We start from the raw sequence: 25,631 nt of genomic DNA on the forward strand, positions 1-25,631 counted from the left end.
TAATTTTACAATAAAATATTAACATTATTAAAGATTTATTTCACTACTTCTTCTAAACCTTTGTTAAATGAGATTGGTTCATATCCAAGTATGTTTTTTGATTTACTAATATCAAAACCCGTTTTCAAAGGTCTTTTTCCATTTTCTTTAAAAGTTCCCGCGGTAACTTCAGTAATTAAATTTGTAGAGAAATTAAGCTTTTTAGCCACTTTCAATGCTATCGCATAGGGAGTTAAATAATCTTTACCCGAAATATGAAAAACTCCTTCGGCTTCTTTATCTAAAATTAAAAAACACCCTTGAGCTAAATCTTTAACATAAGTAGGCGTTCTGTATTGATCATTTACAACTTTTATTGGATTACCTTTTTTTAGATTATTTTTCACCCATAACATTATATTAGTCCTACTCATATCTTTTACCTGACCATATACAAGGCATGTTCTTACAATGGATGTTTTAAAAGGCCAATTTTGCATTACGCAGTCTTCAGCCATTAATTTAGTTTGTCCATAAAAATTAGGCGGATCTCTTCTTTCCTCTTCTGTTAGCATTCCTTTATCTCCTGAAAAAACAAAATCTGTAGATATAAAAATAAAATGCTTTAATCCATTATTCTTACCCGCTTTTAATAAAAACGCTGTAGCACTAACATTTTGTAAAATAGCTTCGTTGTTATTATCCTCACAATTTTCTACTTTAGAAATTGCAGCAGCATGAATAATTATATCTGGTTTAACAGATGCAATTACATCGTCAACTTCTTTTTCTATAGATACATCCATAGAAATATAATTGTAACCCTGTTCTAATAAACGGTCCTTTCCTCTTCCTGAAGCAAACACTTCAATATTCTTTTTTGTTAATAACAATTTTGTGAGGTGCTGACCTAATAGCCCATTAGCTCCAGTTATGAGTACTCTATTTCTCATTTTTTGTGTTTTATTGATTTTATTTTGTACTATTAACGCAAACTAAATCAATAGTTCTAATGTTATATAGTGTGTGATTAGTTAAATATAATCATGATCGTTATTTTTGTGTATTCAAATCTTATACTTTCGTATGTTAAAATTTGCAACTCAACCAGATATAGATGTTCAAGTACTTGAGGAAACTGAAGTAGACTCTGAACTTAATAGAGAACTTGTAGTGTTCAATGATGAGGTCAATACTTTTGATCATGTAATTGATGCACTTGTTCAAGTTTGTGAACACACAACACATCAAGCAGAACAATGTACTTGGATTATCCATTACAATGGAAAATGTGCCGTTAAAAATGGTACTTTCGATGAACTTGCTCCTATGCGTAATTCAATGTCAGACAGAGGTATATCCTCTGAAATTCTCTAATCTAAAATTACCTTTTCGTGTTAAACCTTCCTTCAAAATCTTTAGAGCAAGCAGTTGCTCAGCTTTCAAAATTACCAGGTATTGGTAATAAGTCTGCTTTACGCCTTGCATTACATATTTTGAAGGAGGATGAATTGTACGCAAAAGATTTAGCTACATCAATTGCTGCATTACGCTTAAATGTAAAATACTGTAAAAAATGCCACAATATTTCTGATGAAGAACTTTGTGGAATTTGTAAAAACCCTGTAAGAGACATAAATACACTTTGCGTGGTAGAAAATATGTCTGACGTATTAGCTATTGAATCTACAGGTGCCTATAAAGGGATATATCATGTTCTCAATGGTGTTATTTCACCTTTACAAGGTATAACGCCTATGGATCTAACTATTGAACATCTTATTGATAGAGTTCATTCCGAAGATATCAATGAAGTAATTTTTGCTCTAAATGCTAGTTTAGATGGCGATACAACTGCATTCTTCATCCGTCAGCAACTTAATGACATTCCTGAGATGAAAGTCACTAACATTGCTAGAGGTATTCCTGTTGGTGGTGCTTTAGAATATGCAGATGAGTTAACACTCGGTCGTTCTATTTCTGAAAGAACAAACCTTTCTCAATAATTTTATAGAGATAAAAAAACTGAGTCACCTTACAGTAACTCAGTCTTCAATATTATAATTTCCTTAATTCTTTTTTAGCTTTTTTTTGTTTACCTCTCAAAACACTTGCTGAGATATAAATACTTATTTCATAAAGTAATAAAATTGGTCCTGCAATCAAGATTTGAGTTATAGGATCTGGAGGTGTAATAATAGCAGCAACTATCAGAATAATAACGATAGCGTGTTTTCTATACTGTTTCATACTTTCTGGAGTAACCATATCAGATTTTGATAAGAAGTATACAACCATTGGTAACTGAAACATCACTCCACCGGAAAGGACTATCATTGCTAAAGTTGATATATAAGAGGTTATATCAAACTCATTCAATACAGATTCATCTATTTGATAATTTGACAAAAAGTTAATTGCCAAAGGTGATACAATAAAATATGAGAATAAAATTCCAGTAATAAAGAGTAAACTCACAAAAAAAGTTGCTCCTGTTGTTACAGTTTGCTCAGTATCATATAAACCTGGTTTTACAAATCTCCAAATTTCCCAGAAAGTATAAGGAAAAGCAAAAATTAACCCTATCACAACAGAAGACATTATATGCATTGCAAATTGCCCTGTCATTGTTCTACTCTGAATTGTGAATGGTAAACTTTCAATACATAAGGCATCTGTATGTAAATACTTAGATAATTCACAAAGCCATTGATATGTTGGGAAGTCGAGCCTCGATGGACCTAAAATAATCACATTAAATACATATGATTTAGCGATAAAGGCGATGATTGAAAAAATGAAAATTGATGCAACCCCTCTCATCACATGCCATCTTAGTTCTTCTAGATGATCTAAGAAGGACATTTCTTGCTCAGTACTATCTGCCATTTGTTTGTATAATATCTGTCTTTTTAATTCCGCCTAAAGTTCGACATTTTGATCGAAATCGCATAATTAATATAAGAACTATATAAGAATACTTGTAAATAAGAATCACATCACGCAATTTCGTAGGATAGATTTTACAGAGGACTTATAAATATGACTTTCTTTAAACATATATTACAATTTTCACTTCCACTTTTGGTTCTTTTATTATTGATTGATATATCTGTAGTAAAGGCACAAAGTGATTCTTTTAAACAATACAGTTTCGACAGAAATGTAGTAATTGTAATTGATCCAGGACATGGTGGAGAAGATGTGGGCAAACCTAGAAGTAAAAAAACTTTTAAGCATGAATCTGATTTAAACCTTGATATCGCATTTAGATTAGGTGGTTATTTAGAAGAACGTGTTAAAAATGTAACCATAAAATATACAAGAAAAACAGATAGAACTATTTCGCTAACTGATAGAGTTAACTATGCTAATAAAATAAAAGCTGACTATTTTATAAGTATACATTGTAATGCGTTAAGCAATAGAAATTACCATGGTACGCAAGTTCATATTCAGAGCGAAAAATTTCCAACCTCATTTGGACTAGCAAAAGAAATAGATAAAGAATTTATTCGTGCTGGAAGAAAGAGTAGAGGTATAAAAGACCGTAATGATAGAGGTCATAATCTTCAAGTATTACAATACACAGAAATGCCTGGGGTATTAATAGAATGCGGTTTTATGAGTAATCCAACCGAAGAACTATACCTTAACTCCGGTAAAGGGCAAACTTATATTGCCTCAGCACTTTTTAGGGCCTTAAGAAATTTTGAAAATAAACGCCCAAGACCAAAGTTAGATGTTCGCTACCCTTATTATAGAGTACAAATTGGAGCTACACCAAATTGGAAAGACCTTTCTGCAAAAAAGTATAAAAACCTAAACATGGCTATTGATACTTTAAAAGAAGGAAAAGTGTATTCTTTATTAGTTGGTCGAGAATACATCAAGAAAAATGCAGATGTTCTTGCCAAAAAAATTAAGAAAAAAGGGTTTAAAGATGCTTATGTGAGAACATTTAACAAGCCTACGATTATTAAGAAGGTAGATCCCAAACCTGAAAAATCACTAGAGAAAAAAACTACTCCTACTGTAGTAAGTACTTCTTCGGACTCATCAAAACTGAATGCACAAAATGATTCACTTCATTTTTATAGAATTCAAATTATGTCTAGTGAGGTAGAAATAAACCTTACAAAAAGAGAGTTTACGAATTTAGGCTTTCCTGTTTATCTCTTTTATGATAAGGAAACTAAAAATTCATATAAATATCAGGTACTTGTTGGAAAAACTTATTCTAAGGTAGAAGCTGAGAAAATAAAAGCTGTTGTACGAAAAAAAGGTTTCCCTGATGCATTCATTGTAACTGTTTTAGAACGCGAGAAGAGAAACCCTGAGGCTGAATATATTCCAAAAAAGTAAGCTAAAGTATGTAAACTGCTTCTTTTTCAATGATAGAATGAATTGTTTCATCTAATAAAACATCTAAGTCTCGTTCATTTTTAAGCATTTGTTCTAATGCTTCAATAATGGTTTCATCATGTACTTGATGCGCATACATTAATATTAGATGATACCCAGACAAATCATTAGAATGTAATTGTTTTACAGCAGATAATATTGCCATATCAGTAACTACAGGGTTAACTGATCTTTCAATTATCTTTTCCATTTCTGTAATCACTCCTAAACTACATTCACAAATATCACCTACTCCATTTTCTTGTAATTCAGAAAATAAATTATCTAGTGATGTTAAATGCTTCTGAGCATGATGTTCACAATTCTCTAAAACACGTTTTAAGTGAATAGAATGAACTTTAGTTTTTAGTTGTTGTAAGACTTCTACTTGTTGCGTTTCAGAATCGTAACGATCCTTAATTTGATGAATAAATAGGTGTCTTAAATCTTCGATAAGTTTCATAACGTTGTTATTTATAGGTAACTAAAATTATCTTAACACACATATTTACAACACTTTATAAATATACAAGTGTAATTTATACACACCAAATTCATCAATAAAATAATCACTTTAAATGACAATAATCACTAAAATGGTTTATACAAAAAAAGGAGTACAACCTACATCATACTCCTCTTATAAACTTCCTTTTTTACTAAAAAACTTTCATTCCCTCATAAATTCTAGACTGATTCATATGTTTAATAACACCTCTAAAATTTAACTCTATATTTTCCGTCTGAGCTTTCACCTTTACATTAGCATAATTACCCGCTCCATCTAAAGAGAAACTCATACTTACCATCATTGCAGGGCCCATTGCGTTAAACTTAACAGTAACTCTACCATTCTCTAACTTCTCAACTTGATAATCAGAAATTTTTCCTTCCATTGTAATTCCACCAACACCATTATATCCAACTAACCCTTCAAACCCAAGTTGAAAAATTGCTCTATCATCAACTATTTTCACAAAATTGATTGTACTATTTACATTTTCAACATTTCCATATCTATCGTAAGCTTGAATTGCCTCTAATACAAATAATTGACTATCTATACCTACAACAGCATTCTCATGGTTCATTTTTTCTAATTCTTGAGCCAATAATTTACGCTGTTGTTTTTGTTCTAATCTTTGTTGTTTTCTCTGAATTCTTAATTCAGCCTTTGTCAACTCTTTTGTTTTTACTGTATCTTGAGCAAATAAATCTACTGAACTGAAAAGAATGATGAATGCGAATAAATATTTTAATATATGTTTCATAATCTTATAAGTTTTGTATCTAATTAATTTACAGTAATTTGAACGATTGAATAGTTTTTTAAGATTCAAATATTTTAAATCATTAACAACAATGGCATTAATAGGTATTATTTCTGATACTCACGGATATATAGACGATAGAATAACCGCTCATCTTTCCGATTGTGATGAGATATGGCATGCTGGTGATATTGGTAAAGAAGAAGTAACTGATACGCTAAAGCATTTAGCTCCATTAAGGGCTGTATATGGTAATATTGATGGAGGTAAGTTGAGAGCAGAATTTCCTGAAGAGCAGATCTTTACTATAAATGGAGTATCTATCTATATGATTCATATTGGAGGCTACCCTCCTAGATATACTGCAAAATTAAAAAAACGTCTTGATGAATTAAAACCAAAGATCTTTATATGTGGTCACTCTCATATTTTAAAAGTGATTCCAGACCAAAGTAGAAATTTAATTCATATTAACCCTGGTGCTGCAGGTAAGCATGGTTTCCATAAAATGAGGACTTTAATAAAACTAACAATAGAAGATGGTAAGCCAAAAGATTTAAAAGTTATAGAACTTGGTGAAAGAGCCTCTCTTAGATAATATTATCATATAGCAAAACAATGATATCAATCAACTAAAAAATCATTATATCTCACCTGTGTATGTGTTCAAAATACGCTTAATTTGTTCTTGAAAGTTATGAGATGAGATAATGCTAGCAAACTGAAAAATTTTAAAAAATTATCAGTTTCTAAAAGCGTGACACAGACAGGCATCGGGCGATTTAAGTGCTCGGTGCCTGTTTTTTTATGTCCCATTTTTTTTCAAAAAGACCACAATTAAATTCATTTTCAAGTAGATCTTTGCACTACATAAATTATCAAATAAATAAGATGAATAACTTTCCCCGTATTGCAGAAGTTTTTTTTGTGATGTTTAAATTAGGTTGCTTAGCATTTGGAGGACCCGCTGCTCATATTGCTATGCTTGAAGAAGAAGTTGTCCAAAAAAGAAAATGGATGACTAGAGATCACTTTTTAGATCTTGTAGGAGCAACTAACTTAATACCTGGCCCTAACTCTACAGAAATGACAATGCATTGTGGTCATGAAAGAGCTGGGTTTCTTGGACTCATTGTTGGAGGTATATCCTTCATATTCCCAGCAGTTGTACTAACTGGAATTTTAGGATGGGCTTATGTAACATATGGTACCTTACCCAATATAGCTCCTTTCATCTACGGCATTAAGCCTGCTGTTTTAGCAATTATAGCTTCTGCTATTTATAAATTAGGAAAAAAAGCACTTAAAAATATTGAATTGGGTGTACTAGGAGCAATCACAATTTTATTAAGTATTTGTGGTACTAATGAAATTTCATCTCTTTTAATTACTGGCTTTTTAGGTGTTTTATATTTTTCGTTTAAAAATTCACCTTCCTCCACCAAAAAAGCATTTCTTCCCTTAGTATTTACAAATTCATTACCTGTATCTTCCATAACATCAAGTACTATATTTCTAACTTTCTTAAAAATTGGTACTGTATTGTATGGTAGTGGCTATGTACTGTTTGCTTACTTAGATGCTGAACTTGTAACAACTGGTATTCTTACTAGAGGAGAGTTGATGGATGCAATTGCTATAGGTCAATTTACTCCAGGGCCTGTTCTATCAACTGCTACTTTTGTTGGTTATTTATTAGAGGGTATTAGTGGTGCTCTGTTGGCAACATTGGGTATCTTTTTACCTTCGTTTATATTAGTAGTCCTATTAAACCCTATCATCCCTAAATTACGAAATTCTAAAACTGTTGGTTATTTTCTTGATAGTGTTAATATTGCTTCTGTAGCAATTATGGTAATAGTTCTTTTCCAAATGAGTGGAGATATAGCCTCTCAATGGCAAGGAATTGTAATTGCATTATTAAGTTGTATTGCCACATTTTGTTTCAAAAAATCAAGCCCTATATGGATTGTTTTAGGTGGAAGTTTAGTAGGTTATTTACTCCATTTTATTTAATAGTAGAATCAAAATCTTTTTTTGTAAATTCGTTACTTAAAATAGAGATCTTCTATTGTTTTTTTAACTAAAAAGAGCAGCCAACATCTAATATGTGCGGAATTACAGGGTTATTTGCTTTCAATGAAATTGGAAGAATGCAAGCAATTCATCTTCAAAGAGCAAATGATAAAATTACTCATCGTGGACCAAATGCTTCGGGTATTTTTAATAGTCATTTTGTACATCTTGGACACAGAAGGTTATCAATTATCGACCTCAGTGAAGGTGCCAATCAACCCATGAACGATATATCTGATAGGTATAGTATTGTTTTTAATGGAGAGATTTATAATTTTCTTGATATCAAAAAACAACTTTCTGTAAAGGGCGTAAAGTTCGTTACTTCCTCTGACACAGAAGTACTATTATATGCATACATACATTATGGTAAAAAATGTGTTGAGTTGTTTAATGGTTTCTTTGCTTTTGCTATCTATGATAATCAAGAAGACAGTTTATTTATAGCTAGAGACAGAATGGGTATTAAACCTTTACTCTATGCTGTTGATGAAGATAAGATAGTATTTGCTAGTGAAATGTCAGCTCTTTTAGAATTTGGAATAGACAAACAAGTTGACCCTACGTCTATTTATCAATTATTACAACTTACCTACATACCTACTCCTAATTCTATTTTTAAAGGTATCAAGAAATTACCTCAAGGGCATTGTATGTTCATTAAGAATAAGAAAATAGATATTACTCCTTATTATTCTCTGAAAGAAGCTACTTCAACCCCTTTAACGATTAGTTATGATGCTGCTAAAAAACAATTAGTAGAACTTTTAGATCAGTCAATTCATGATAGAATGATTGCAGATGTACCACTAGGAGCTTTTTTAAGTGGAGGAATCGACTCTTCTGCTATTGTTGCTCTTGCTTCTCGACATACTAATCAATTACAAACCTTTTCTATTGGTTATAAAAACGAACCTTTATTTGATGAAACTCATTATGCAGAGTTAGTAGCTAAAAAATATAAGACTCATCATACTGCATTTCAATTAACTCCTGACGATTTCTATCAACATTTATTTGAAATGTTAGACAATTATGGTGAACCATTTGCTGATGCTTCTGCCATTGCCGTAAACATACTTTGTAAAGAGACAAAGAAAAATGTTACTGTAGCACTTTCTGGTGATGGCGCTGACGAAATGTTTGCTGGGTATAATAAGCATTATGGAGAATGGAAATCTCGACAAGGAGGCTTACTTCCTTCCCTAGTTAAAACACTAACACCTTTATTAAAGAAATTACCACAAAGTAGAAATTCATCACTTGGTAATAAAATTAGACAAGCTGTGAAATTTGGTGATGGTTTATCGCTTACACCTGAAGAAAGATATTGGTTCCAATGTTGTTGGAGAGATACTAATTCTACAGATCAGATTCTTAATTCTTCATTTAAAGAGAGTGTAAACTCTACTGAGTTCTTAAATAGAAAAAATGCGATTACTGCTGCAATTGATGGAAAAGGAATTAACGATGTTCTGTATGCAGATTTAAATGGATTATTGGTTAATGATATGCTTCATAAAGTTGACTCAATGTCTATGCTTAATAGCTTAGAAGTGAGAGTACCTTTCTTAGACCACAGAGTAGTTGAGTTTGCAATGCGTTTACCTACCTCATATAAAATAAATGAGAACATGAAAAAACGTGTTTTACAAGATGCCTTTAAACCATTACTTCCAGAAGAACTTTATAAACGTCCGAAACATGGCTTTGAAGTACCCTTAATGAATGGTTATAAAACTGTACTTAGACCATGGATAAATGAACTATTAAACAAAGATTTTGTTATTGAGCAAGGAGTCTTTAATGTTGAATATACTGAAGCATTAAAACAACTAATCTTCAATTCATCAAATTATGATCAAAATCAAGTATGGTCTATTTTAACATTGCAACATTGGTGGAAAAAGTATAAACCAATGATTAATCAATAAAAAAAATCCATTTTATTAAAAAAAATTACTATAATTCGATTATATTATTGATATTATGTGAAGTGAATGAAATATGTCATTTTGAGTGTATCATACTCTCATAAAATTTTTTAATCTATTAGGATTTTATCCTACTTGAAGTTACCAACTACAAATTTTTTAGAAGGTGCGCATTAGAATAATCTTCAATCTCCGCAATAAGGGTGCAATACTACCCTTTCATCATCAGAAACTTGTTCAGAACATGCTTAAGATAGTATGTGCAAACAATGATGTTTTTGATAAAGCTAGTTTTACTTTCTCTGGTCTTAAAGGCCAGACTAAAGTTGGCCGTGAAGGCCTCCATTATTTTTCGAAAAAAGCTACAATAGTTCTTACTAGTCCAAATAAAGGATTTATAGATAAAATTGTTAAAGGGCTATTTCAAGAATCACACATTCTGTTAGGCAATTTAATGCTTCAGGCAGATTATGTTGAGGAAGAAGAAGTTCCTGAATTTAAGGAATCTATGAAATTCCTTTGTATCTCTCCAATCGTACCATTTCATATGATTGAAGGTTTAAACAATAAAATGTTTGTAAACCCTTTGAGTGATGATTTTTCGGACATGTTGTATGATTCAACAATGTTTAGAATGGAAAAATCTGGTAAATATACTCCAGAACAAATCTCATCTTTCTTTCGATTCCAAGTAATTCCTGACCAAGAGTATTTGGCTAGAATTAATAGGATGGACAAGAAATTTGCACGTATTTATTCTGTAATAAAGAATGGTGAAATCCAAGAAGCCCGTGGCTACACTTTACCTTTTGAGGTAATGGCAGCTCCTGAGGTTCAAGAATTCATCTATCATAATGGCTTTGGTGAGTTAACAACTCATGGTTTTGGAATGTTAGATATCCCTAATTTCAATCCAAAGAAATCTCCTTATGAAATATCTAAAGACACTGCTACTCAAGAATAAAAGGAGTAGGTGTAAAGCATAATATAAAAACAATTAAAGTGATGATACCAATGATTTTTCTCTTGGTGTCAACACTTTTTTTGTATAAAGCAGGTGGGTGATGTAAACCTAAAACCTTAGATAATAAAAACCCAAAGAGTAACCATCCTTGATAGCCAACAATACCTTCTGTAAAAGTTGAAACTACAAATTGTAATGTAAAAATTGCCATTGCAAAAAGAGCTACAGAGACTTTGTTCTCAAATAAATTCATAGAAACAAAGAACAGATAAGCTACATATAATGGAGCATAAGTAATTAATAAATCTGTAGAATCATAGGCTGAAAATAATCCTAGACCTCCCCAAAAAAGAAATATTGCAAAAGTAAATGGTAATAATCTATTAAACCATTTCATTCCAATAATACTATATAATGCATGTCCCCCATCTAACTGTCCAAATGGCAGTAAGTTTAACGCTGTAAAAAAACATGCTAAATACCCTGCAAATAGAAATGGATAATGCATCATTTCATGACCATTTGGAACTAATGATGCATCTGGAGCTACAAAATATCTAAAAAACTCAAATAATAGATTTGTACCTAAACTCAAACTTTCTCCCTCAGGTAAATTCTCATATGCATATTTTGCATAATCTAAACCCCATTTTTGATATTCTGGATGAATTTGAAAAATATATTCTGGAGGAGGTAAGTGCGTAAATCCATAGGCAAGAACACATAATGCAGCTACAAAGCCTGCTAGAGGACCAGAAACTCCAATATCAAAAAATTGAGTTCTTGTTTTTATAACACTCTTAATTTTTATAAAAGCTCCAAATGAGCCAATAGATGGTCCAATACTAAATAACCATACAGGAATATAATAAGGTAAGGTTACTTTTAATTTATAATACCTTGCTGTAAAATAATGACCAAATTCATGAACTGTTAAGATACCCAAGAAAGGTAAAGAATAAGACAACGACCCTATCCATTCTTCTGGAGTTAATTCACTCATTAGAAGTGATTTACCGTATATCCATTCCGCTCCAGCAAATGTACTTGCACAAACAGTTAACAAAAAAAGTAATAGATGTTTCCACCAAACCATACCAACAGTTGTTTTCTTAATTGGCTTTTCTTCAAGCTGAATATCTGATTCTGATTGATAAGAATCTTTATTTTCTTTCATATATCTTTTCTTAAAATAAGTTTTGCAAGTTAGCTTTGTATTATCGATCGAACAATAAAAATTTTATAATGATAGAAAAGAAACATCTCCACGAGGAATTCATAATACCAAAAGGAAGTAAAAGTACTCGTTTAGATCATTTTCTATCTTTACAACTTCCACAAAAAAGTAGGAATCTGATACAAAAACAGATTAAGGAAGCAATGGTTTTGGTAAATGAAAAAAAAACAAAATCTAGTTACGCAATCAAAGCAGATGATAAAATACAATGGTTCGAATCCTATCACAAAAGAATAGAATTAGTAGCTTATAATTTTCCACTACAAATTCTTTTAGAAGAAAGAGAATTTATAGTTATCAATAAACCATCAGGAATGCCCATGCACCCTGGACTAGGTCATTATGATACCACAATACAGAATGCTTTAAAGTATCATTACAACAACACTCAACAGCCTAATGCACTCGTTAAGGATTGTATTGTTCAACGCTTAGATAAAGACACAAGTGGTGTATTAGTATTAGCAAAAACTGAAGCTGCCAGAGAGTTTTTATCTAAGCAATTTCAGAAGATGAAACCTTACAGAATATATTATGCTTTAGTATGGGGTAGATTAAATAGTAAAGAAGGAACAATTGATGAGTTTATTGGACGAAATCCATTAAATGAAAGAAGTATTGAAGTAGCGAAAGATCATTCTTTTGGTAAAAAAGCAATCACCCATTACAAAGTAATAAAGGAATTTAATAAATACTCTTTAGTTGAATGTAAACTTGAAACAGGGAGAACACATCAAATCCGTGTCCATATGCAATATATTGGCCATCCATTAGTAGGAGATAAACGGTATGAAATTCCTTTTCTTGTAAATGATATTAAATTACAGAATACAATTGGCAGGCATTGCTTACATGCAAAAACATTACATTTTGTATCTCCAATAGATCAAGAAACTATTCTAAAATTCGATTCTGAATTACCTATTGAGATATCTAATCTTTTAAAATAAAAAAAGACAAGCTCTAAATCGAACTTGTCTTTTAATTTGTTGGCGGAACAGACGGGACTCGAACCCGCGACCCCCTGCGTGACAGGCAGGTATTCTAACCAACTGAACTACTGCTCCAGTCATCTAGTTTTTGAAAGTCTTGATGAAAGACTTGTTGGCGGAACAGACGGGACTCGAACCCGCGACCCCCTGCGTGACAGGCAGGTATTCTAACCAACTGAACTACTGCTCCAGTCATCTAGTTTTTGAAAGTCTTGATGAAAGACTTGTTGGCGGAACAGACGGGACTCGAACCCGCGACCCCCTGCGTGACAGGCAGGTATTCTAACCAACTGAACTACTGCTCCAGTCATCTAGTTTTGAAAGTCTTGATGAAAGACTTGTTGGCGGAACAGACGGGACTCGAACCCGCGACCCCCTGCGTGACAGGCAGGTATTCTAACCAACTGAACTACTGCTCCAGTCATCTAGTTTTGAAAGTCTTGATGAAAGACTTGTTGGCGGAACAGACGGGACTCGAACCCGCGACCCCCTGCGTGACAGGCAGGTATTCTAACCAACTGAACTACTGCTCCAGTCATCTAGTTTTGAAAGTCTTGATGAAAGACTTGTTGGCGGAACAGACGGGACTCGAACCCGCGACCCCCTGCGTGACAGGCAGGTATTCTAACCAACTGAACTACTGCTCCAGTCATCTAGTTTTTGAAAGTCTTGATGAAAGACTTGTTGGCGGAACAGACGGGACTCGAACCCGCGACCCCCTGCGTGACAGGCAGGTATTCTAACCAACTGAACTACTGCTCCAGTTGCTTTTAAACAGGTATTCCTCTTAAAAGCGATGCAAAGATGCACCCTTGATTTGGATAAAACAAGTCACAACCTCAATAAAAATTGTAATTTTATCTTAACAAAACCATAATATATTGATTTACAAGTATGAATCAATAGAAAACTATCAGATTAAAAAATGGAACATATCCTCATTTTCATTCAGTAGTTCAAATTTGTAACCTCTTTTTTCCATTCTGATCATTAATGCATCAAAATCTTCAGGAGATTTCACCTCAATTCCTACTATTGCTGGAGCCTTTTCTCTATTGACTTTCTTTGTGTACTCAAAATGACAAATATCATCATTTGGTCCTAAAATTTCAATCAAATACTCTCTTAAAGCTCCTGCTCTTTGTGGGAAACGGATCATGAAGTAATGTTTGTAACCTTCATATAAAAGAGACCTTTGTTTGATCTCTTCCATACGTCCAATATCATTATTAGAGCCACTTACAACACAAACTACCTTCTTACCCTTAATCTCGTCTTTAATCGCATCTAGTGCAGATATAGACAAAGCTCCTGCAGGTTCTACAACAATTGCGTCTTCGTTATACAACCTTAATATTGTAGAACATACTTTTCCTTCAGGTACTAATATTACATCCTCTAGAAATTGTTTTGCAATTCTAAATGTATTATCACCTACCCTTTGAACAGCAGCACCATCTACGAACTTCTCAATTTTATCTAGAGTTACTACTCTATCTTGAACAATTGATTCTTTCATTGCTGGAGCTCCTTCTGGTTCTACACCATAGATTTTTGTAGCAGGGCTTATTTGTTGAAAATAACTTCCTACTCCAGACGATAGACCACCTCCACCAATTGGCATTACTAGGTAATCTATTTCTTCTTTAGCATCTTCTAAAATCTCTAACCCAACAGTACCTTGACCTTCGATCACCTTAGGGTCATCAAAAGGATGAATAAAGACTCTGCTTTCCTCTTCACAACGTTTCATAGCTGCAGCGTAGGCATCATCAAAAGTATCACCAATAAGTACTACCTCTACTTTATCTTTGCCCCACATTCTAACCTGACTCACCTTTTGCTTAGGTGTTGGAGCAGGCATATAAATTACACCATGAATTCCCAATAGTTTACAAGAATATGCAACTCCTTGTGCATGATTACCAGCACTCGCACAAACAATACCTCTATGCTGCTCTTCTTCAGTTAAAGAAGAGATTTTATTATACGCACCTCTAAGCTTATATGAACGCACAATTTGCAAGTCCTCTCTCTTTAGCCAAATATCTGCTTGATATCTTTCTGATAAGTTCAAGTTCCTCATTAAAGGCGTTCGCGTAACGACATCCTTTAATTTTCTATGTGCTTTAACTATTGACTCAACGGTTGGTAAGTCTACAAATTCTTCTGTTTCTTGCATGGGAAATCACCTTATATCTTTATATATAATAAAGAGGGTTGATATTTCAATTGAATTAGATACATAAGAAAATCAAAAAGGGACAGCCTAAGCCATCCCTTTTCTATATAAAAAACTGAATTGCTTACGCTTCAGCTTCTACTTCTTGATTTTCTGGACGAAGTGCACGTACTGCTGCACCTGCTCTCCACATTTCAGACTCACGTAATACACGTAATTCTTCGTCTAATTTCTCACGGTAATCTGGTTGTGAGTTAGTATCGATAGAACGTTGTGCTTCTTCACCTGTAGCTACTGAACGATATAAATCTTCAACTACTGGACGAACTGCATCACGGAATTTATCTTTCCAATCTAATGCACCACGTTGTGCTGTAGTAGAACAGTTAGCATACATCCAATCCATACCATTTTTAGCAACTAATGGCATTAAAGATTGTGTTAACTCTTCAACAGTTTCGTTAAATGCTTCAGATGGAGAGTGACCGTTTTCTCTTAACACATCATATTGTGCTTCGAATAAACCTTGAATACCACCCATTAATGATCCACGCTCACCTGTAAGGTCAGAGAATACTTCTTTTTTGAAGTCAGTTGGGAATAAATATCCAGCACCAACACCAATACCTAAAGAAATAGTTCTGTTATAAGCGTTTCCTGTAGCATCTTGGTAGATAGCATAAGAAGAGTTCAAACCACGACCTTCTAAGAACATTGTTCTTAAAGAAGTACCTGATCCTTTAGGAGCTACTAAAATTACATCAATATCCTTTGGAGGAACGATGTTAGTACGCTCATGGTAAGTTACACCAAATCCGTGAGAGAAATAAAGTGCTTTACCTGGAGTTAATTTCTCTTTTAATTGTGGCCATACAGCAATTTGAGCTGCATCAGAAAGAAGGTAACAGATAATAGAACCTTTTTCAGCTGCTTCACCGATTTCGAAAAGTGTTTCACCTGGTACCCAACCGTCAGCAACAGCTTTGTCCCATGAAGCACCACCTTTACGTTGACCTACGATTACATTAAGACCATTATCACGCATGTTTTGTGCTTGACTTGGACCTTGTACACCGTATCCGATAACTGCAATAGTTTCTTCTTTTAAAATTCCCTGTGCTTTTGTTAATGGAAATTCTTCACGCATTACTACGTTCTCAACTACTCCTCCGAAATTAATCTCTGCCATAATAAAAAAAATAAATTTGTGATTCCTTAGTTTGAAAGTTTTCTTTTTTAAAGGTCCTTCGACCTTACACAATCGCATCCTCTTGTTCGAACTCTGCTAGTAACGTACTAATTTCTTGACGTTCTTTAGAGAGTGCAATTCTACCTGAACGGCCAAACTGCAATAGACCAAAAGGTTTTAATGCTTCATATAATGCTTGAGTGTCTTCTTCATGACCAGTTTTTTCAATGACCATAAAATCAGCTTTTGCCGCTAATATTCTAGCATGACTCTTACGAACAATATTTTCTACTGCATCAGAGTCTGTTAAATTATCAACGCCTACTTTATATAAAGCTACTTCTTGATATATCATTTCCTTGTCTTCGTAAAGAAAGCAACGAACTACATCAATTTGTTTTTCTATTTGTAATGAAAGCTTTTGCGCTGCACCTACCGTTGCATTAAATACAATTGTAAAACGGTGAATGTGCTCTACTTCTGAAGCAGATGTAGTTAAGCTTTCAATGTTTAATTTTCTTCTTGAAAAGATAATAGAGATACGGTTTGTTAAACCTACTACGTTCTCTGTAAATATCGATAATGTAAATCTTTGCTTTTCCATAATCTTAATCTTTTATTTCAAGCGAACTTCTGATACTGAAGCTCCTGTTTGTATCATAGGGAATACATTTGATTCCTGCTCTACAACAACTTCTAAGAAAGATGGACCATCTGAAGCTAACCATTCGTCCATTTTATCGCTTAACGACTCTCTCGTTTCTGCTTTATCAGCTTTGATATAATATGACTCTGCTAATTTCACAAAATCTGGATTTACCATTTCTGTAAAAGAATAGCGTCTATCAAAGAATAATTCCTGCCATTGACGTACCATTCCTAAGAAGCTATTATTCAATACTAAAATCTTTACAGGGATTTTATATTGGAAAATAGTACCCAATTCTTGTACTGTCATTTGGTAACCTCCATCTCCAGAAATAGAAACTACTGTTCTATCGGGTGCTCCAACCTTTGCTCCAATAGCTGCCGGTAATGCAAAACCCATAGTTCCTAAACCTCCTGAACTTACAATACTATCAGTTTTTTTAAACTCATAATATCTTGAAGCTTCCATTTGATGTTGTCCAACATCAGTTACTACAACAGCTTCGCCTTTAGTTTTATCAGATAACATTCTGATTACTTCAGACATTTTCACTTTTTCTGTAGATGAACCTAATGCGTAATCAAGAACTTCTTCTTTTTCTATTTTATCACAAGCATGGAATTCTGCAACCCACTTTACATGTTCTCTCTTTTCTATTTTTGGTAGAATACGTTCAAGAGCCGTTTTAGCATCAGAAATGACAGCTACTTCAGTTTTTACATTTTTATCAACCTCAGAAGGGTCAATCTCAAAATGTATTACTTTAGCCTGCTTAGCATAACGAGATAAATCTCCTGTAACACGATCATCAAAACGCATACCTATTGCTATCAAAACATCACATTCGTTTGTTTTGATATTAGCACCATAATTACCATGCATTCCCAAGTATCCAACATATAATGGATGGTCTACAGGAACTGCTGATAACCCTAAAAGGGTTGACGCCATTGGAATACCTGATTTTTCAGCGAATGCAATTAATTCTTCTTCTGCTTTAGAAAGCATCACACCATGTCCAACAAGGATATAAGGCTTTTTTGCTTGATTGATTAATGCTGCTGCTGCATCTATAGATTCTTCTGTAGCTGTAGGAACTGGTCTATAGCTACGAATATTTTCACAACGCTTATATTCAAAATCAAACTCTTCGAATTGAGCATCTTTTGTAATATCTATTAATACAGGACCTGGTCTACCACTTTTTGCAATAAAAAATGCTTTCGCTAATGCTTCTGGAATTTCTGAAGCTTTAGTTACTTGATAATTCCATTTTGTAACAGGAGTTGAAATACCTACTACATCAGTTTCCTGAAAAGCATCAGTCCCTAATAAATGAGATGCTACTTGACCTGTAATTGCTACCATAGGTGTTGAATCTATCATAGCATCTGCCAAACCTGTAATTAAGTTTGTAGCTCCAGGACCTGAAGTTGCAATACAGACGCCCACTTTATGATTGACTCGAGCGTAACCTTGAGCCGCATGTGTTGCACCTTGCTCATGACGCACTAAGTAGTGCTTAATCTTGTCTTCATAATGGTAGAGTTTATCATAAAATGGCATGATAGCCCCACCTGGATAACCAAAAAGTGTATCTACTCCCTCTTCTAAGAATGCCATAAGCACTGCTTCTGCTCCACTTACCCTTTTTGTCGTCTGGCCAACTACTTGTTCTTCATTGGACATCTCTTTTGTCGCTGTACTCATATTGAAACAATTTGTCGTACTAATTTTATAACAATGAACTATTAAAATTCATCTGTTACACATCCCTCAGATGCTGAAGAAACTGTCTTTATATACTTATATAAAATACCTTTTTTGAATTTTGGTTCCGGAGCAACCCAATTTTTTCTTCTTTCGGCTAATTCTTCATCAGAAACACCTACAGAAATTTGGTTGGTAATTGCATCAATTGTAATAATATCACCATCATTTACTAATGCGATATTACCACCAACAGCTGCTTCTGGAGTAATATGCCCCACAACAAAACCGTGAGTACCTCCTGAGAAACGTCCATCTGTAATTAATGCGACTTCTTTACCTAAGCCGACACCCATAATTGCTGATGTTGGTTTAAGCATTTCTGGCATACCAGGACCTCCTTTAGGACCTTCGTAACGGATAACTACTACATCACCCTTACTTACTTCACCTGCCTGAATACCTGCTATTACTGCAAACTCATCATTATACACTTTTGCAGGACCAACAAATTTCTCACCTTCTTTACCAGTAATCTTAGCTACAGAACCTTCCGTTGCCAAGTTTCCATAAAGAATTTGTAAGTGACCTGTTGATTTAATTGGATTATCTTGAGGGCGTAATAAATCTTGTTCGCCACCTAAAGGTTTAACATCTGCTAAGTTCTCAGCAATTGTTTTACCTGTAACGGTCATACAAGTTCCATCAATTAGGCCCCAATCTAATAATGTTCTCATTACTGCAGGAATACCTCCTACTGCAAAAACATCTTCCATTAAATATTTACCTGAAGGCTTAAGATCTGCTAAGAATGGCACTTTATCAGAAACTCTTTGAATATCATCCAAAGTTAATTTGATATCTGCTGCTTTAGCGATAGCTAACATATGCAACGTTGCATTTGTAGAACCACCTAATGCCATGATTACCGTTAAAGCATTGTCAAAAGATGCTTTTGTAAGTATATCTGATGGCTTAAGATCTAATTTTAATATATGATGCATTGAAGCACCTAAATTTTTACATTCTGCTCTCTTCTCTGCACTAACTGCAGGGTTTGATGAAGAATAAGGTAAACTCATACCCATAGCTTCAATTGCTGAAGCCATTGTATTAGCTGTATACATACCTCCACATGCTCCTGCACCTGGAATAGCATTTTTTATTACCCCTTTATAATCTTCGTCAGATATTGTTCCTGCAATTCTTTCACCCAAGGCTTCAAATGCTGATACAATATTTAATTTTTTATTTTTAAAACATCCTGATGCAATAGTACCACCATACAACATAATTGTTGGACGGTTAATACGACACATTGCCATCATTGCTCCAGGCATATTTTTATCACAACCAACAACAGTAATTAAGCCATCGTAAAATTGACCGTTTACTACAGTTTCAACAGAGTCTGCAATAATATCTCTTGATGGAAGTGAGTAACGCATACCTATTGTACCGTTTGTAATACCGTCACTTACACCAATAGTATTAAAAATCAAGCCTACTAAACCCTCTTTCTGAACACCTACTTTAACAATAGCTGCTAGATCATTTAGATGCATGTTACAAGTATTTCCTTCATAACCAGTACTTGCAATACCAATTTGAGGTTTTTTCATATCATCATCTGTAAGACCAATACCATAAAGCATTGCTTGAGCAGCAGGCTGTGTATCGTCTTGAGTAATAGTACGGCTGTGTTTGTTTAACTCCTCTGCCATTGTCTTATATTGTTTGTCTGTATAGTTTCTTAAATAATTGAGTAATTGTCATACTCACTTTGTGTTACAAATTGTCTGTACTTTTCAAATACTTCACATCCAATGGTATCATCCCAATCTTTTTTCATTGCTCTACCATCAATGCTACTAATACCTGTAATCTGAGCTGCAGTACCTGTAAAGAAAGCTCCATCAATATCGTTAAGATCTTCTGGTTTGTATTGCCCTTCTACCACTTCAACTCCAAGACTTTTTGCAATACCAAATACTACTTCACGAGTAATACCTGGATAGATATGTCCTTTTTGAGAAGTATATAACTTACCACCTTTTTCAAAAAAGAAATTAGCACCAGTTCCTTCTGCAACATATCCTTCAACATCTAATAAGATTGCATCATCAAAACCTCTTTCTTTAGCTTCTGCAATAGAAACAATTGAATTAATATAGTGACCAGAAATTTTAGCTTCTACATTAAAAGAATATGGGCTAGGACGAGTATATGTTGAAATTGTTATATCTAATAAATCTTTACCCAAAAATTTATCCCATCTCCACGCTGCAATAAAAATATTGTTCGTTTTAGTAGGTGTTAGATCCATATTTGCACTTGCGTAAACCAATGGTCTAACGTATGCATCCTTGAATCCATTTTCTTCAAGTAATTGGTATGTTATTCCTACAAGCTCATCAACAGAATAATCTAGGTTCAAGTGCATTGTTTTTGCCGCTTCAACAAATCTAGTATAATGTTGTCTTGCTTTGAATATATGTGGACCTAAAGCAGTATCATAAGCTCTTACCGCATCAAAAACTCCGTTACCGTAGTGTAAAGACTGCGAAAAAAGATCTGCTTTTGCCTCTTCAGCCTTGATAAATTCTCCGTTATGGAAAATTACTGTATCCTTATCATAATATTTTAACATACCTGAAGAGTTTATAGATGTTTTAAACAATTAAATCAACTTTGAAACAAAAATGTTTTAATAAAAAAACCACTGTCATAATTTTTATTCAATCTGACAATGGCCTGTATTTATTTCTTGTATTCACAAAATATATATCCCGACCATTATCTTTCCTTCAGCAGGACGACAATCGTTTTTCTAATAATTAGGACAATATTTTGCGTTTTATTCAACATATCTGATCATTGTTTACATCAAATATAAAGATCTTCCGTTTTAATTTGCAAAAAAATAAGAGTGAACCTCGTTTACTTTTTATAAATAATTACGAATCCTAACATAATATATCGTTTACAATGTCTATTTAAATACAAATAAGCACCATTTTAACAGAATAATAAATATCATTCCTAAGCCAAAAAGTATTAACTATATTTGTATATATAATAAATAGATCAGAACTCAATGATTCAAAGAGTAGGCAGTTTTGTAAGAAACAAGATGTTTCCAAGCTTAACTTGGAAAAAAGAAAAAGGTGAACATCCTAGTATATATCTTACTTTTGATGATGGTCCTATCCCAGAAATTACTCCATGGGTTTTAGACCTTTTGAAAGAGTACAATGCTAAAGCAACTTTCTTTTGTGTTGGTGATAATATCAAGAAATACCCTGATACATATAATAAAGTTTTAGAAGAAGGCCACACAGTAGGTAACCATACTTTTAATCATCTTCAATATTGGAAAAATGGTTTATCGAAATACCTTAAAAATATTGATGAGTGCGAAAAGTGGCTAAATTCTAATAATAAGTTTATTGAAAAGAAACCTCGAAAACTTTTTAGACCTCCACATGGGCAAATTGGCAAAAAACTTTTACAAAAAGTCTTACCTGATTATGAGATTATCATGTGGCATGTTTTAACAAGAGATTACAATAAAAACTACAACGAAGAGACTTGTTTAAAAACAGCAATTAAGCTAACAGAAGACGGGTCAATCGTTGTTTTTCATGATAGTTTAAAAGCAGAAAAGAATTTAAAATACGTTTTACCTCGTTTTTTAGCATTTTTTTCGAAAAAAGGGTACAAATTTAAATCTCTTTAAATAAAGAAAATACATTTTTTAATAGTACATTATTAAAAAAACTATATTTGTGTTTACAAGAAATTTTAGAGAAGAGACACAATGGGTAAGATAATCGCAGTAGCCAACCAAAAAGGCGGCGTTGGCAAGACCACAACTGCTGTAAACTTAGCAGCTAGTTTTGCTGCTATGGAGTATAATGCATTACTAGTTGATGCCGATCCTCAAGCAAATTCAACTTCTGGATTAAACCTTGATCCTAAAGAAGAACGAAAAAGCATTTATAACTGCATGGTGGAAGACATCAATGTAGAAGATATAATCGTAAATTCTGATTTTGATTATTTGGATATCATTCCTTCTCACATCGACTTAGTTGGTGCTGAAATTGAAATGATTGATATTGAAGACAGAGAAATGCGAATGCTAAGGGCTTTAGAACAAATTAAAGATAAATACGATTTTGTAATTGTAGATTGTTCTCCATCTCTTGGTTTAATTACAGTAAATGCCTTAACAGCTGCAGATTCAGTTATTGTACCAGTACAATGTGAGTTTTATGCATTAGAAGGCTTAGATAAATTATTAAATACTGTAAAACTTATTCAATCACGATTAAATCCTAACTTATTAATAGAAGGGATTTTAATGACAATGTATGATACTCGTTTACGTTTATCAAACCAAGTGGTTGAAGAGGTTAAGAAACACCTTGGTGACTTAGTTTTTGATGTTATCATTCCAAGAAACATTAAATTAAGCGAAGCTCCAAGTTTTGGTGTACCTGTAATTGCTCATGATGCAGTGAGTAAAGGAGCTGTATGTTACCTAAATTTAGCACAAGAAATTTTGACTAAAAACAAAATGACTGCTAAAGTTTAAAGTATACATCTCTATAAATACTATTAATTAACCTATTTGAGCGCGGCGAGATTATGCCTGATAATTCAGAAAAGAAAACATTAAAAAGAAGGAATGCACTCGGTAAAGGTCTAGGAGCCTTACTTGGTGATCCTAAAAAAACAGAAACAGCTGCCACAACAGAACCTGCTGAAGCTGTTAGTGTAAATATTGTAGAAAAATTAGATGAGATTTCTATTGATCATATTGAAAGAAATCCTTTTCAACCTCGCCTCGAATTTAAAGATGAAGCATTAAAAGAACTTGCTGATTCTATTCGTGTTCAAGGTATCATTCAACCCATCACTGTACGTCGATTAACAGAAAATCAATTCCAAATCATTTCTGGAGAAAGACGATGGAGAGCTTCTAAAATGGCAGGATTAGAAAAAATACCTGCTTACATTAGAGGAGCTAACGATGCTCAGATGCTAGAAATGGCATTAATTGAAAATATTCAAAGGGAAGATCTTAACCCTATAGAAGTTGCTATCTCCTACCAAAGGCTAATTGCTGAATGCGATTTAAAGCAAGAAGAACTAGGAGATAGAGTTGGTAAAAAAAGATCAACTGTTGCTAACTATTTACGCTTACTTAAATTACCGCCAGAAATTCAGACAGGATTACGCAACGGAATGATAACAATGGGCCATGCTCGTGCCCTTGTAAATGTAAATAGTATTGAAGTACAATTGACACTTTTTGATACAATTGTAAAAGATGAATTATCGGTACGTAAAACCGAAAATTTAGTACGTGATATTATTCAAGGAAAGGACCCTTTAACGGCCAAGTCTAAAAATAAAAACGAACCTCTTGATTTCGAATTTAGTAGACTACAAAGAGATTTATCTTCGCATTTTGGAACTCAGATTAAAATTAAAAATTCTGATGAAGGAAAAGGAGAAATTAAAATCCCTTATCAATCTGTTGAAGACCTTAACCGTATTTTAGACATTCTAAAAACTCACTGATGCTGCGTTTACGCAATCATATATTTTATCTATTCATTTTTGTTTTTTGCTTTTCTTTTTTCAATGGATTTTCTTCATTTGCTCAAACAGAGCCAATACCGGATACAACCGAAGATGAAGAAATTTCTGAAGCAGAAAGAAACCAAAGATCTATGGACTCGCTTACAACAATAAAAGCGATTCCAAACCATATTGATCAAAAAGAAAAAAAGCGGAAACAAAAAATACAATATGAGAACTTAACAGAACCTACTAAGGCTTCTTTTTATTCTATTGTAATACCTGGTTTAGGCCAGATTCATAACAATAAAGTATGGAAAGTGCCTATTCTTTATGGTGGGTTTGCAGTGTTTGGCTACTTTATCAAATTTAATCATTCTAATTATATACAAAGTAGTCATTGGTTAGCGTATAAGGCAGATTCTGATCCTCTAAATGATAACTTAATTCCTGAGATTTATAGAAATTTAACCGTCGAAAATCTTAGAAACAGAAGCGATAACTTTAGACGTGATAGAGACTTTATGATTATTGTTACTTGCATGTGGTATATGTTAGGAGCTTTAGATGCTGCAGTAGATCAACATTTAAAGTATTATGACATAAGTGATGACCTATCTTTTAAAGTTTCTCCCGCAGCAATTCCAGATCCCTTAACAGGTTTACCAGCTGTAGGTATGACACTCTCACTAAAATTAAACTCTAAATAATATAACAAATGAATTTTTTATTAATTGGCTACGGTAAAATGGGTCAGACCATTGAAGGTATTTTAAAAGAAAGAGGACATAATGTTGTTGGAATTATTGACAAAGACAACCGTTCTGATTTAGATACCATTAACCCGTCTACAGTTGATGTTGCAATTGAATTTACTCAACCAAGTTCTGCATACGATAATATCAAAACATGTTTAGATAAAGGTATTCGTATTGTTTCTGGAACTACTGGTTGGTTAGATAAAAAAGATATTATAGAGGCTTCTACTCAAGATAATAATACAGCATTCTTTTATGCTTCAAATTATAGTTTAGGTGTTAATATCTTTTTTGAATTAAATAAGAAATTAGCCAAAATGATGAGTGCATTTAATGCCGAATACAAATCATCTATGGTTGAAATTCATCATACACAAAAATTAGATGCTCCTTCTGGAACTGCTATAACTTTAGCTGAAGGTGTTATCGAAAATTTTGAAGGTGTTGATAAGTGGACATTGCAAGGAGAAGATAAAGCTGTTGATAATGGTATTGAAATAGAAGCTGTTCGTGAACCAAATGTACCTGGTACTCATGAAATATCTTATACTTCTGAAATTGACAGAATAGATATTAAACACACTGCTTTTACAAGAAAAGGTTTTGCTTTAGGAGCTGTACTTGCAGGTGAATGGTTACACAAAAAAGAAGGTATTTTTGGCATGCAAGATATGCTATCTTTATAAGATAAAAT

Annotated in this window: 24 protein-coding genes and 7 tRNA genes; 13 read left to right on the forward strand and 18 right to left on the reverse strand. The window is 33.3% G+C overall.

The annotated features are described in order from the left end of the window. Positions 1 to 35: 35 nt before the first annotated feature. The gene (locus tag EI427_RS12405) at positions 36 to 932 is read right to left on the reverse strand and encodes an SDR family oxidoreductase (RefSeq protein WP_126615092.1); all 897 of its coding nucleotides are present in this window, start codon (positions 930 to 932) and stop codon (positions 36 to 38) included. 133 nt (positions 933 to 1,065) lie between these two features. Here EI427_RS12405 and EI427_RS12410 point away from each other — a divergent pair, with 133 nt between their 5' ends. Both EI427_RS12410 and recR read left to right on the forward strand, forming a co-directional pair. Next, on the forward strand, positions 1,066 to 1,356 hold the full coding sequence (locus EI427_RS12410; RefSeq protein WP_126615094.1) for an ATP-dependent Clp protease adaptor ClpS: 291 nt from the start codon (positions 1,066 to 1,068) through the stop codon (positions 1,354 to 1,356). Between the two features lie 17 nt (positions 1,357 to 1,373). Then, entirely contained in the window at positions 1,374 to 1,985 is a 612-nt protein-coding gene (gene recR / locus EI427_RS12415; RefSeq protein WP_126615096.1) for a recombination mediator RecR, read from the forward strand. A gap of 52 nt (positions 1,986 to 2,037) precedes the next feature. Here recR and tatC read toward each other — a convergent pair whose 3' ends face one another. Next, a complete protein-coding gene (tatC, locus tag EI427_RS12420; protein ID WP_126615098.1) occupies positions 2,038 to 2,868 on the reverse strand; it encodes a twin-arginine translocase subunit TatC in 831 nt (276 codons plus the stop codon). A 153-nt stretch (positions 2,869 to 3,021) separates the two neighbouring features. On the opposite strand from tatC, the gene EI427_RS12425 reads away from it, so the two are divergent. After that, the gene (locus tag EI427_RS12425) at positions 3,022 to 4,344 is read left to right on the forward strand and encodes an N-acetylmuramoyl-L-alanine amidase (RefSeq protein ID WP_126615100.1); all 1,323 of its coding nucleotides are present in this window, start codon (positions 3,022 to 3,024) and stop codon (positions 4,342 to 4,344) included. Between the two features lies 1 nt (position 4,345). Here EI427_RS12425 and EI427_RS12430 read toward each other — a convergent pair whose 3' ends face one another. Next, positions 4,346 to 4,846 (reverse strand): YciE/YciF ferroxidase family protein, encoded by a 501-nt coding sequence (locus EI427_RS12430; RefSeq protein WP_126615102.1) that lies wholly within the window; start codon positions 4,844 to 4,846, stop codon positions 4,346 to 4,348. 196 nt (positions 4,847 to 5,042) lie between these two features. Then, the gene (locus EI427_RS12435) at positions 5,043 to 5,654 is read right to left on the reverse strand and encodes a DUF4251 domain-containing protein (protein ID WP_126615104.1); all 612 of its coding nucleotides are present in this window, start codon (positions 5,652 to 5,654) and stop codon (positions 5,043 to 5,045) included. Positions 5,655 to 5,745: 91 nt separating this feature from the next. Here EI427_RS12435 and EI427_RS12440 point away from each other — a divergent pair, with 91 nt between their 5' ends. From EI427_RS12440 to cas6, 4 genes are all read left to right on the forward strand, one after another. Then, positions 5,746 to 6,252: a metallophosphoesterase family protein gene (locus tag EI427_RS12440; protein WP_126615106.1), complete on the forward strand. Its 507-nt coding sequence runs from the start codon at positions 5,746 to 5,748 to the stop codon at positions 6,250 to 6,252. A 293-nt stretch (positions 6,253 to 6,545) separates the two neighbouring features. Further along, positions 6,546 to 7,670, forward strand: a complete 1,125-nt coding sequence (gene chrA / locus EI427_RS12445) for a chromate efflux transporter (RefSeq protein WP_126615108.1) — start codon at positions 6,546 to 6,548, stop codon at positions 7,668 to 7,670. A 92-nt stretch (positions 7,671 to 7,762) separates the two neighbouring features. Next, on the forward strand, positions 7,763 to 9,664 hold the full coding sequence (gene asnB / locus EI427_RS12450) for an asparagine synthase (glutamine-hydrolyzing) (protein ID WP_126615110.1): 1,902 nt from the start codon (positions 7,763 to 7,765) through the stop codon (positions 9,662 to 9,664). Positions 9,665 to 9,908: 244 nt separating this feature from the next. After that, on the forward strand, positions 9,909 to 10,628 hold the full coding sequence (gene cas6, locus EI427_RS12455; protein ID WP_126615112.1) for a CRISPR-associated endoribonuclease Cas6: 720 nt from the start codon (positions 9,909 to 9,911) through the stop codon (positions 10,626 to 10,628). Here cas6 and EI427_RS12460 read toward each other — a convergent pair. After that, a complete protein-coding gene (locus EI427_RS12460) occupies positions 10,615 to 11,805 on the reverse strand; it encodes a site-2 protease family protein (protein WP_240655303.1) in 1,191 nt (396 codons plus the stop codon). The two genes, cas6 and EI427_RS12460, sit on opposite strands and share 14 nt — an antisense overlap. Before the next feature lie 68 nt (positions 11,806 to 11,873). Between EI427_RS12460 and EI427_RS12465 the strand changes: the two genes are divergently transcribed. After that, positions 11,874 to 12,815, forward strand: a complete 942-nt coding sequence (locus EI427_RS12465; RefSeq protein WP_126615114.1) for an RluA family pseudouridine synthase — start codon at positions 11,874 to 11,876, stop codon at positions 12,813 to 12,815. A gap of 40 nt (positions 12,816 to 12,855) precedes the next feature. Here EI427_RS12465 and EI427_RS12470 read toward each other — a convergent pair. From EI427_RS12470 to ilvE, 13 genes are all read right to left on the reverse strand, one after another. Beyond that, positions 12,856 to 12,932 (reverse strand) — tRNA-Asp (locus tag EI427_RS12470). A 38-nt stretch (positions 12,933 to 12,970) separates the two neighbouring features. Continuing rightward, a tRNA-Asp gene (locus EI427_RS12475) sits at positions 12,971 to 13,047 on the reverse strand. Between the two features lie 38 nt (positions 13,048 to 13,085). Then, positions 13,086 to 13,162: transfer RNA gene (locus EI427_RS12480), tRNA-Asp, on the reverse strand. A 37-nt stretch (positions 13,163 to 13,199) separates the two neighbouring features. Continuing rightward, positions 13,200 to 13,276, reverse strand: a tRNA-Asp gene (locus tag EI427_RS12485). Positions 13,277 to 13,313: 37 nt separating this feature from the next. Further along, a tRNA-Asp gene (locus EI427_RS12490) sits at positions 13,314 to 13,390 on the reverse strand. 37 nt (positions 13,391 to 13,427) lie between these two features. Then, a tRNA-Asp gene (locus EI427_RS12495) sits at positions 13,428 to 13,504 on the reverse strand. A gap of 38 nt (positions 13,505 to 13,542) precedes the next feature. After that, positions 13,543 to 13,619: transfer RNA gene (locus EI427_RS12500), tRNA-Asp, on the reverse strand. 151 nt (positions 13,620 to 13,770) lie between these two features. Further along, on the reverse strand, positions 13,771 to 15,039 hold the full coding sequence (gene ilvA / locus EI427_RS12505) for a threonine ammonia-lyase (RefSeq protein ID WP_126615116.1): 1,269 nt from the start codon (positions 15,037 to 15,039) through the stop codon (positions 13,771 to 13,773). A gap of 124 nt (positions 15,040 to 15,163) precedes the next feature. After that, positions 15,164 to 16,228: a ketol-acid reductoisomerase gene (ilvC, locus tag EI427_RS12510; RefSeq protein WP_126615118.1), complete on the reverse strand. Its 1,065-nt coding sequence runs from the start codon at positions 16,226 to 16,228 to the stop codon at positions 15,164 to 15,166. Between the two features lie 64 nt (positions 16,229 to 16,292). Continuing rightward, positions 16,293 to 16,832, reverse strand: a complete 540-nt coding sequence (gene ilvN / locus EI427_RS12515; protein WP_126615120.1) for an acetolactate synthase small subunit — start codon at positions 16,830 to 16,832, stop codon at positions 16,293 to 16,295. A 12-nt stretch (positions 16,833 to 16,844) separates the two neighbouring features. After that, positions 16,845 to 18,587, reverse strand: coding sequence for a biosynthetic-type acetolactate synthase large subunit (gene ilvB, locus EI427_RS12520; RefSeq protein WP_126615122.1), 1,743 nt, complete (start codon positions 18,585 to 18,587; stop codon positions 16,845 to 16,847). A 41-nt stretch (positions 18,588 to 18,628) separates the two neighbouring features. After that, positions 18,629 to 20,311 (reverse strand): dihydroxy-acid dehydratase, encoded by a 1,683-nt coding sequence (gene ilvD / locus EI427_RS12525; protein WP_126615124.1) that lies wholly within the window; start codon positions 20,309 to 20,311, stop codon positions 18,629 to 18,631. A 29-nt stretch (positions 20,312 to 20,340) separates the two neighbouring features. Further along, on the reverse strand, positions 20,341 to 21,237 hold the full coding sequence (gene ilvE, locus EI427_RS12530; RefSeq protein WP_126615126.1) for a branched-chain-amino-acid transaminase: 897 nt from the start codon (positions 21,235 to 21,237) through the stop codon (positions 20,341 to 20,343). A gap of 447 nt (positions 21,238 to 21,684) precedes the next feature. Between ilvE and EI427_RS12535 the strand changes: the two genes are divergently transcribed. The 5 genes from EI427_RS12535 to dapB all read left to right on the forward strand — a co-directional run bounded on the left by EI427_RS12535 (position 21,685) and on the right by dapB (position 25,623). Further along, complete coding sequence (locus EI427_RS12535; RefSeq protein ID WP_126615128.1) at positions 21,685 to 22,326, forward strand: polysaccharide deacetylase family protein; 642 nt, start codon at positions 21,685 to 21,687, stop codon at positions 22,324 to 22,326. Between the two features lie 81 nt (positions 22,327 to 22,407). Continuing rightward, positions 22,408 to 23,187: a ParA family protein gene (locus EI427_RS12540; protein ID WP_126615130.1), complete on the forward strand. Its 780-nt coding sequence runs from the start codon at positions 22,408 to 22,410 to the stop codon at positions 23,185 to 23,187. Positions 23,188 to 23,240: 53 nt separating this feature from the next. After that, on the forward strand, positions 23,241 to 24,179 hold the full coding sequence (locus EI427_RS12545; RefSeq protein ID WP_126615132.1) for a ParB/RepB/Spo0J family partition protein: 939 nt from the start codon (positions 23,241 to 23,243) through the stop codon (positions 24,177 to 24,179). Then, positions 24,179 to 24,889: a DUF5683 domain-containing protein gene (locus tag EI427_RS12550; RefSeq protein WP_126615134.1), complete on the forward strand. Its 711-nt coding sequence runs from the start codon at positions 24,179 to 24,181 to the stop codon at positions 24,887 to 24,889. Before EI427_RS12545 ends, EI427_RS12550 begins: the two co-directional genes overlap by 1 nt. Before the next feature lie 8 nt (positions 24,890 to 24,897). Then, positions 24,898 to 25,623 carry a 4-hydroxy-tetrahydrodipicolinate reductase gene (gene dapB / locus EI427_RS12555; RefSeq protein ID WP_126615136.1) on the forward strand — a complete coding sequence of 242 codons (726 nt, stop codon included), beginning with the start codon at positions 24,898 to 24,900 and terminating at the stop codon, positions 25,621 to 25,623. The last annotated feature ends 8 nt before the right edge of the window (positions 25,624 to 25,631 follow it).

The sequence above is a fragment of the Flammeovirga pectinis genome, from assembly GCF_003970675.1.
Classification (GTDB): domain Bacteria; phylum Bacteroidota; class Bacteroidia; order Cytophagales; family Flammeovirgaceae; genus Flammeovirga; species Flammeovirga pectinis.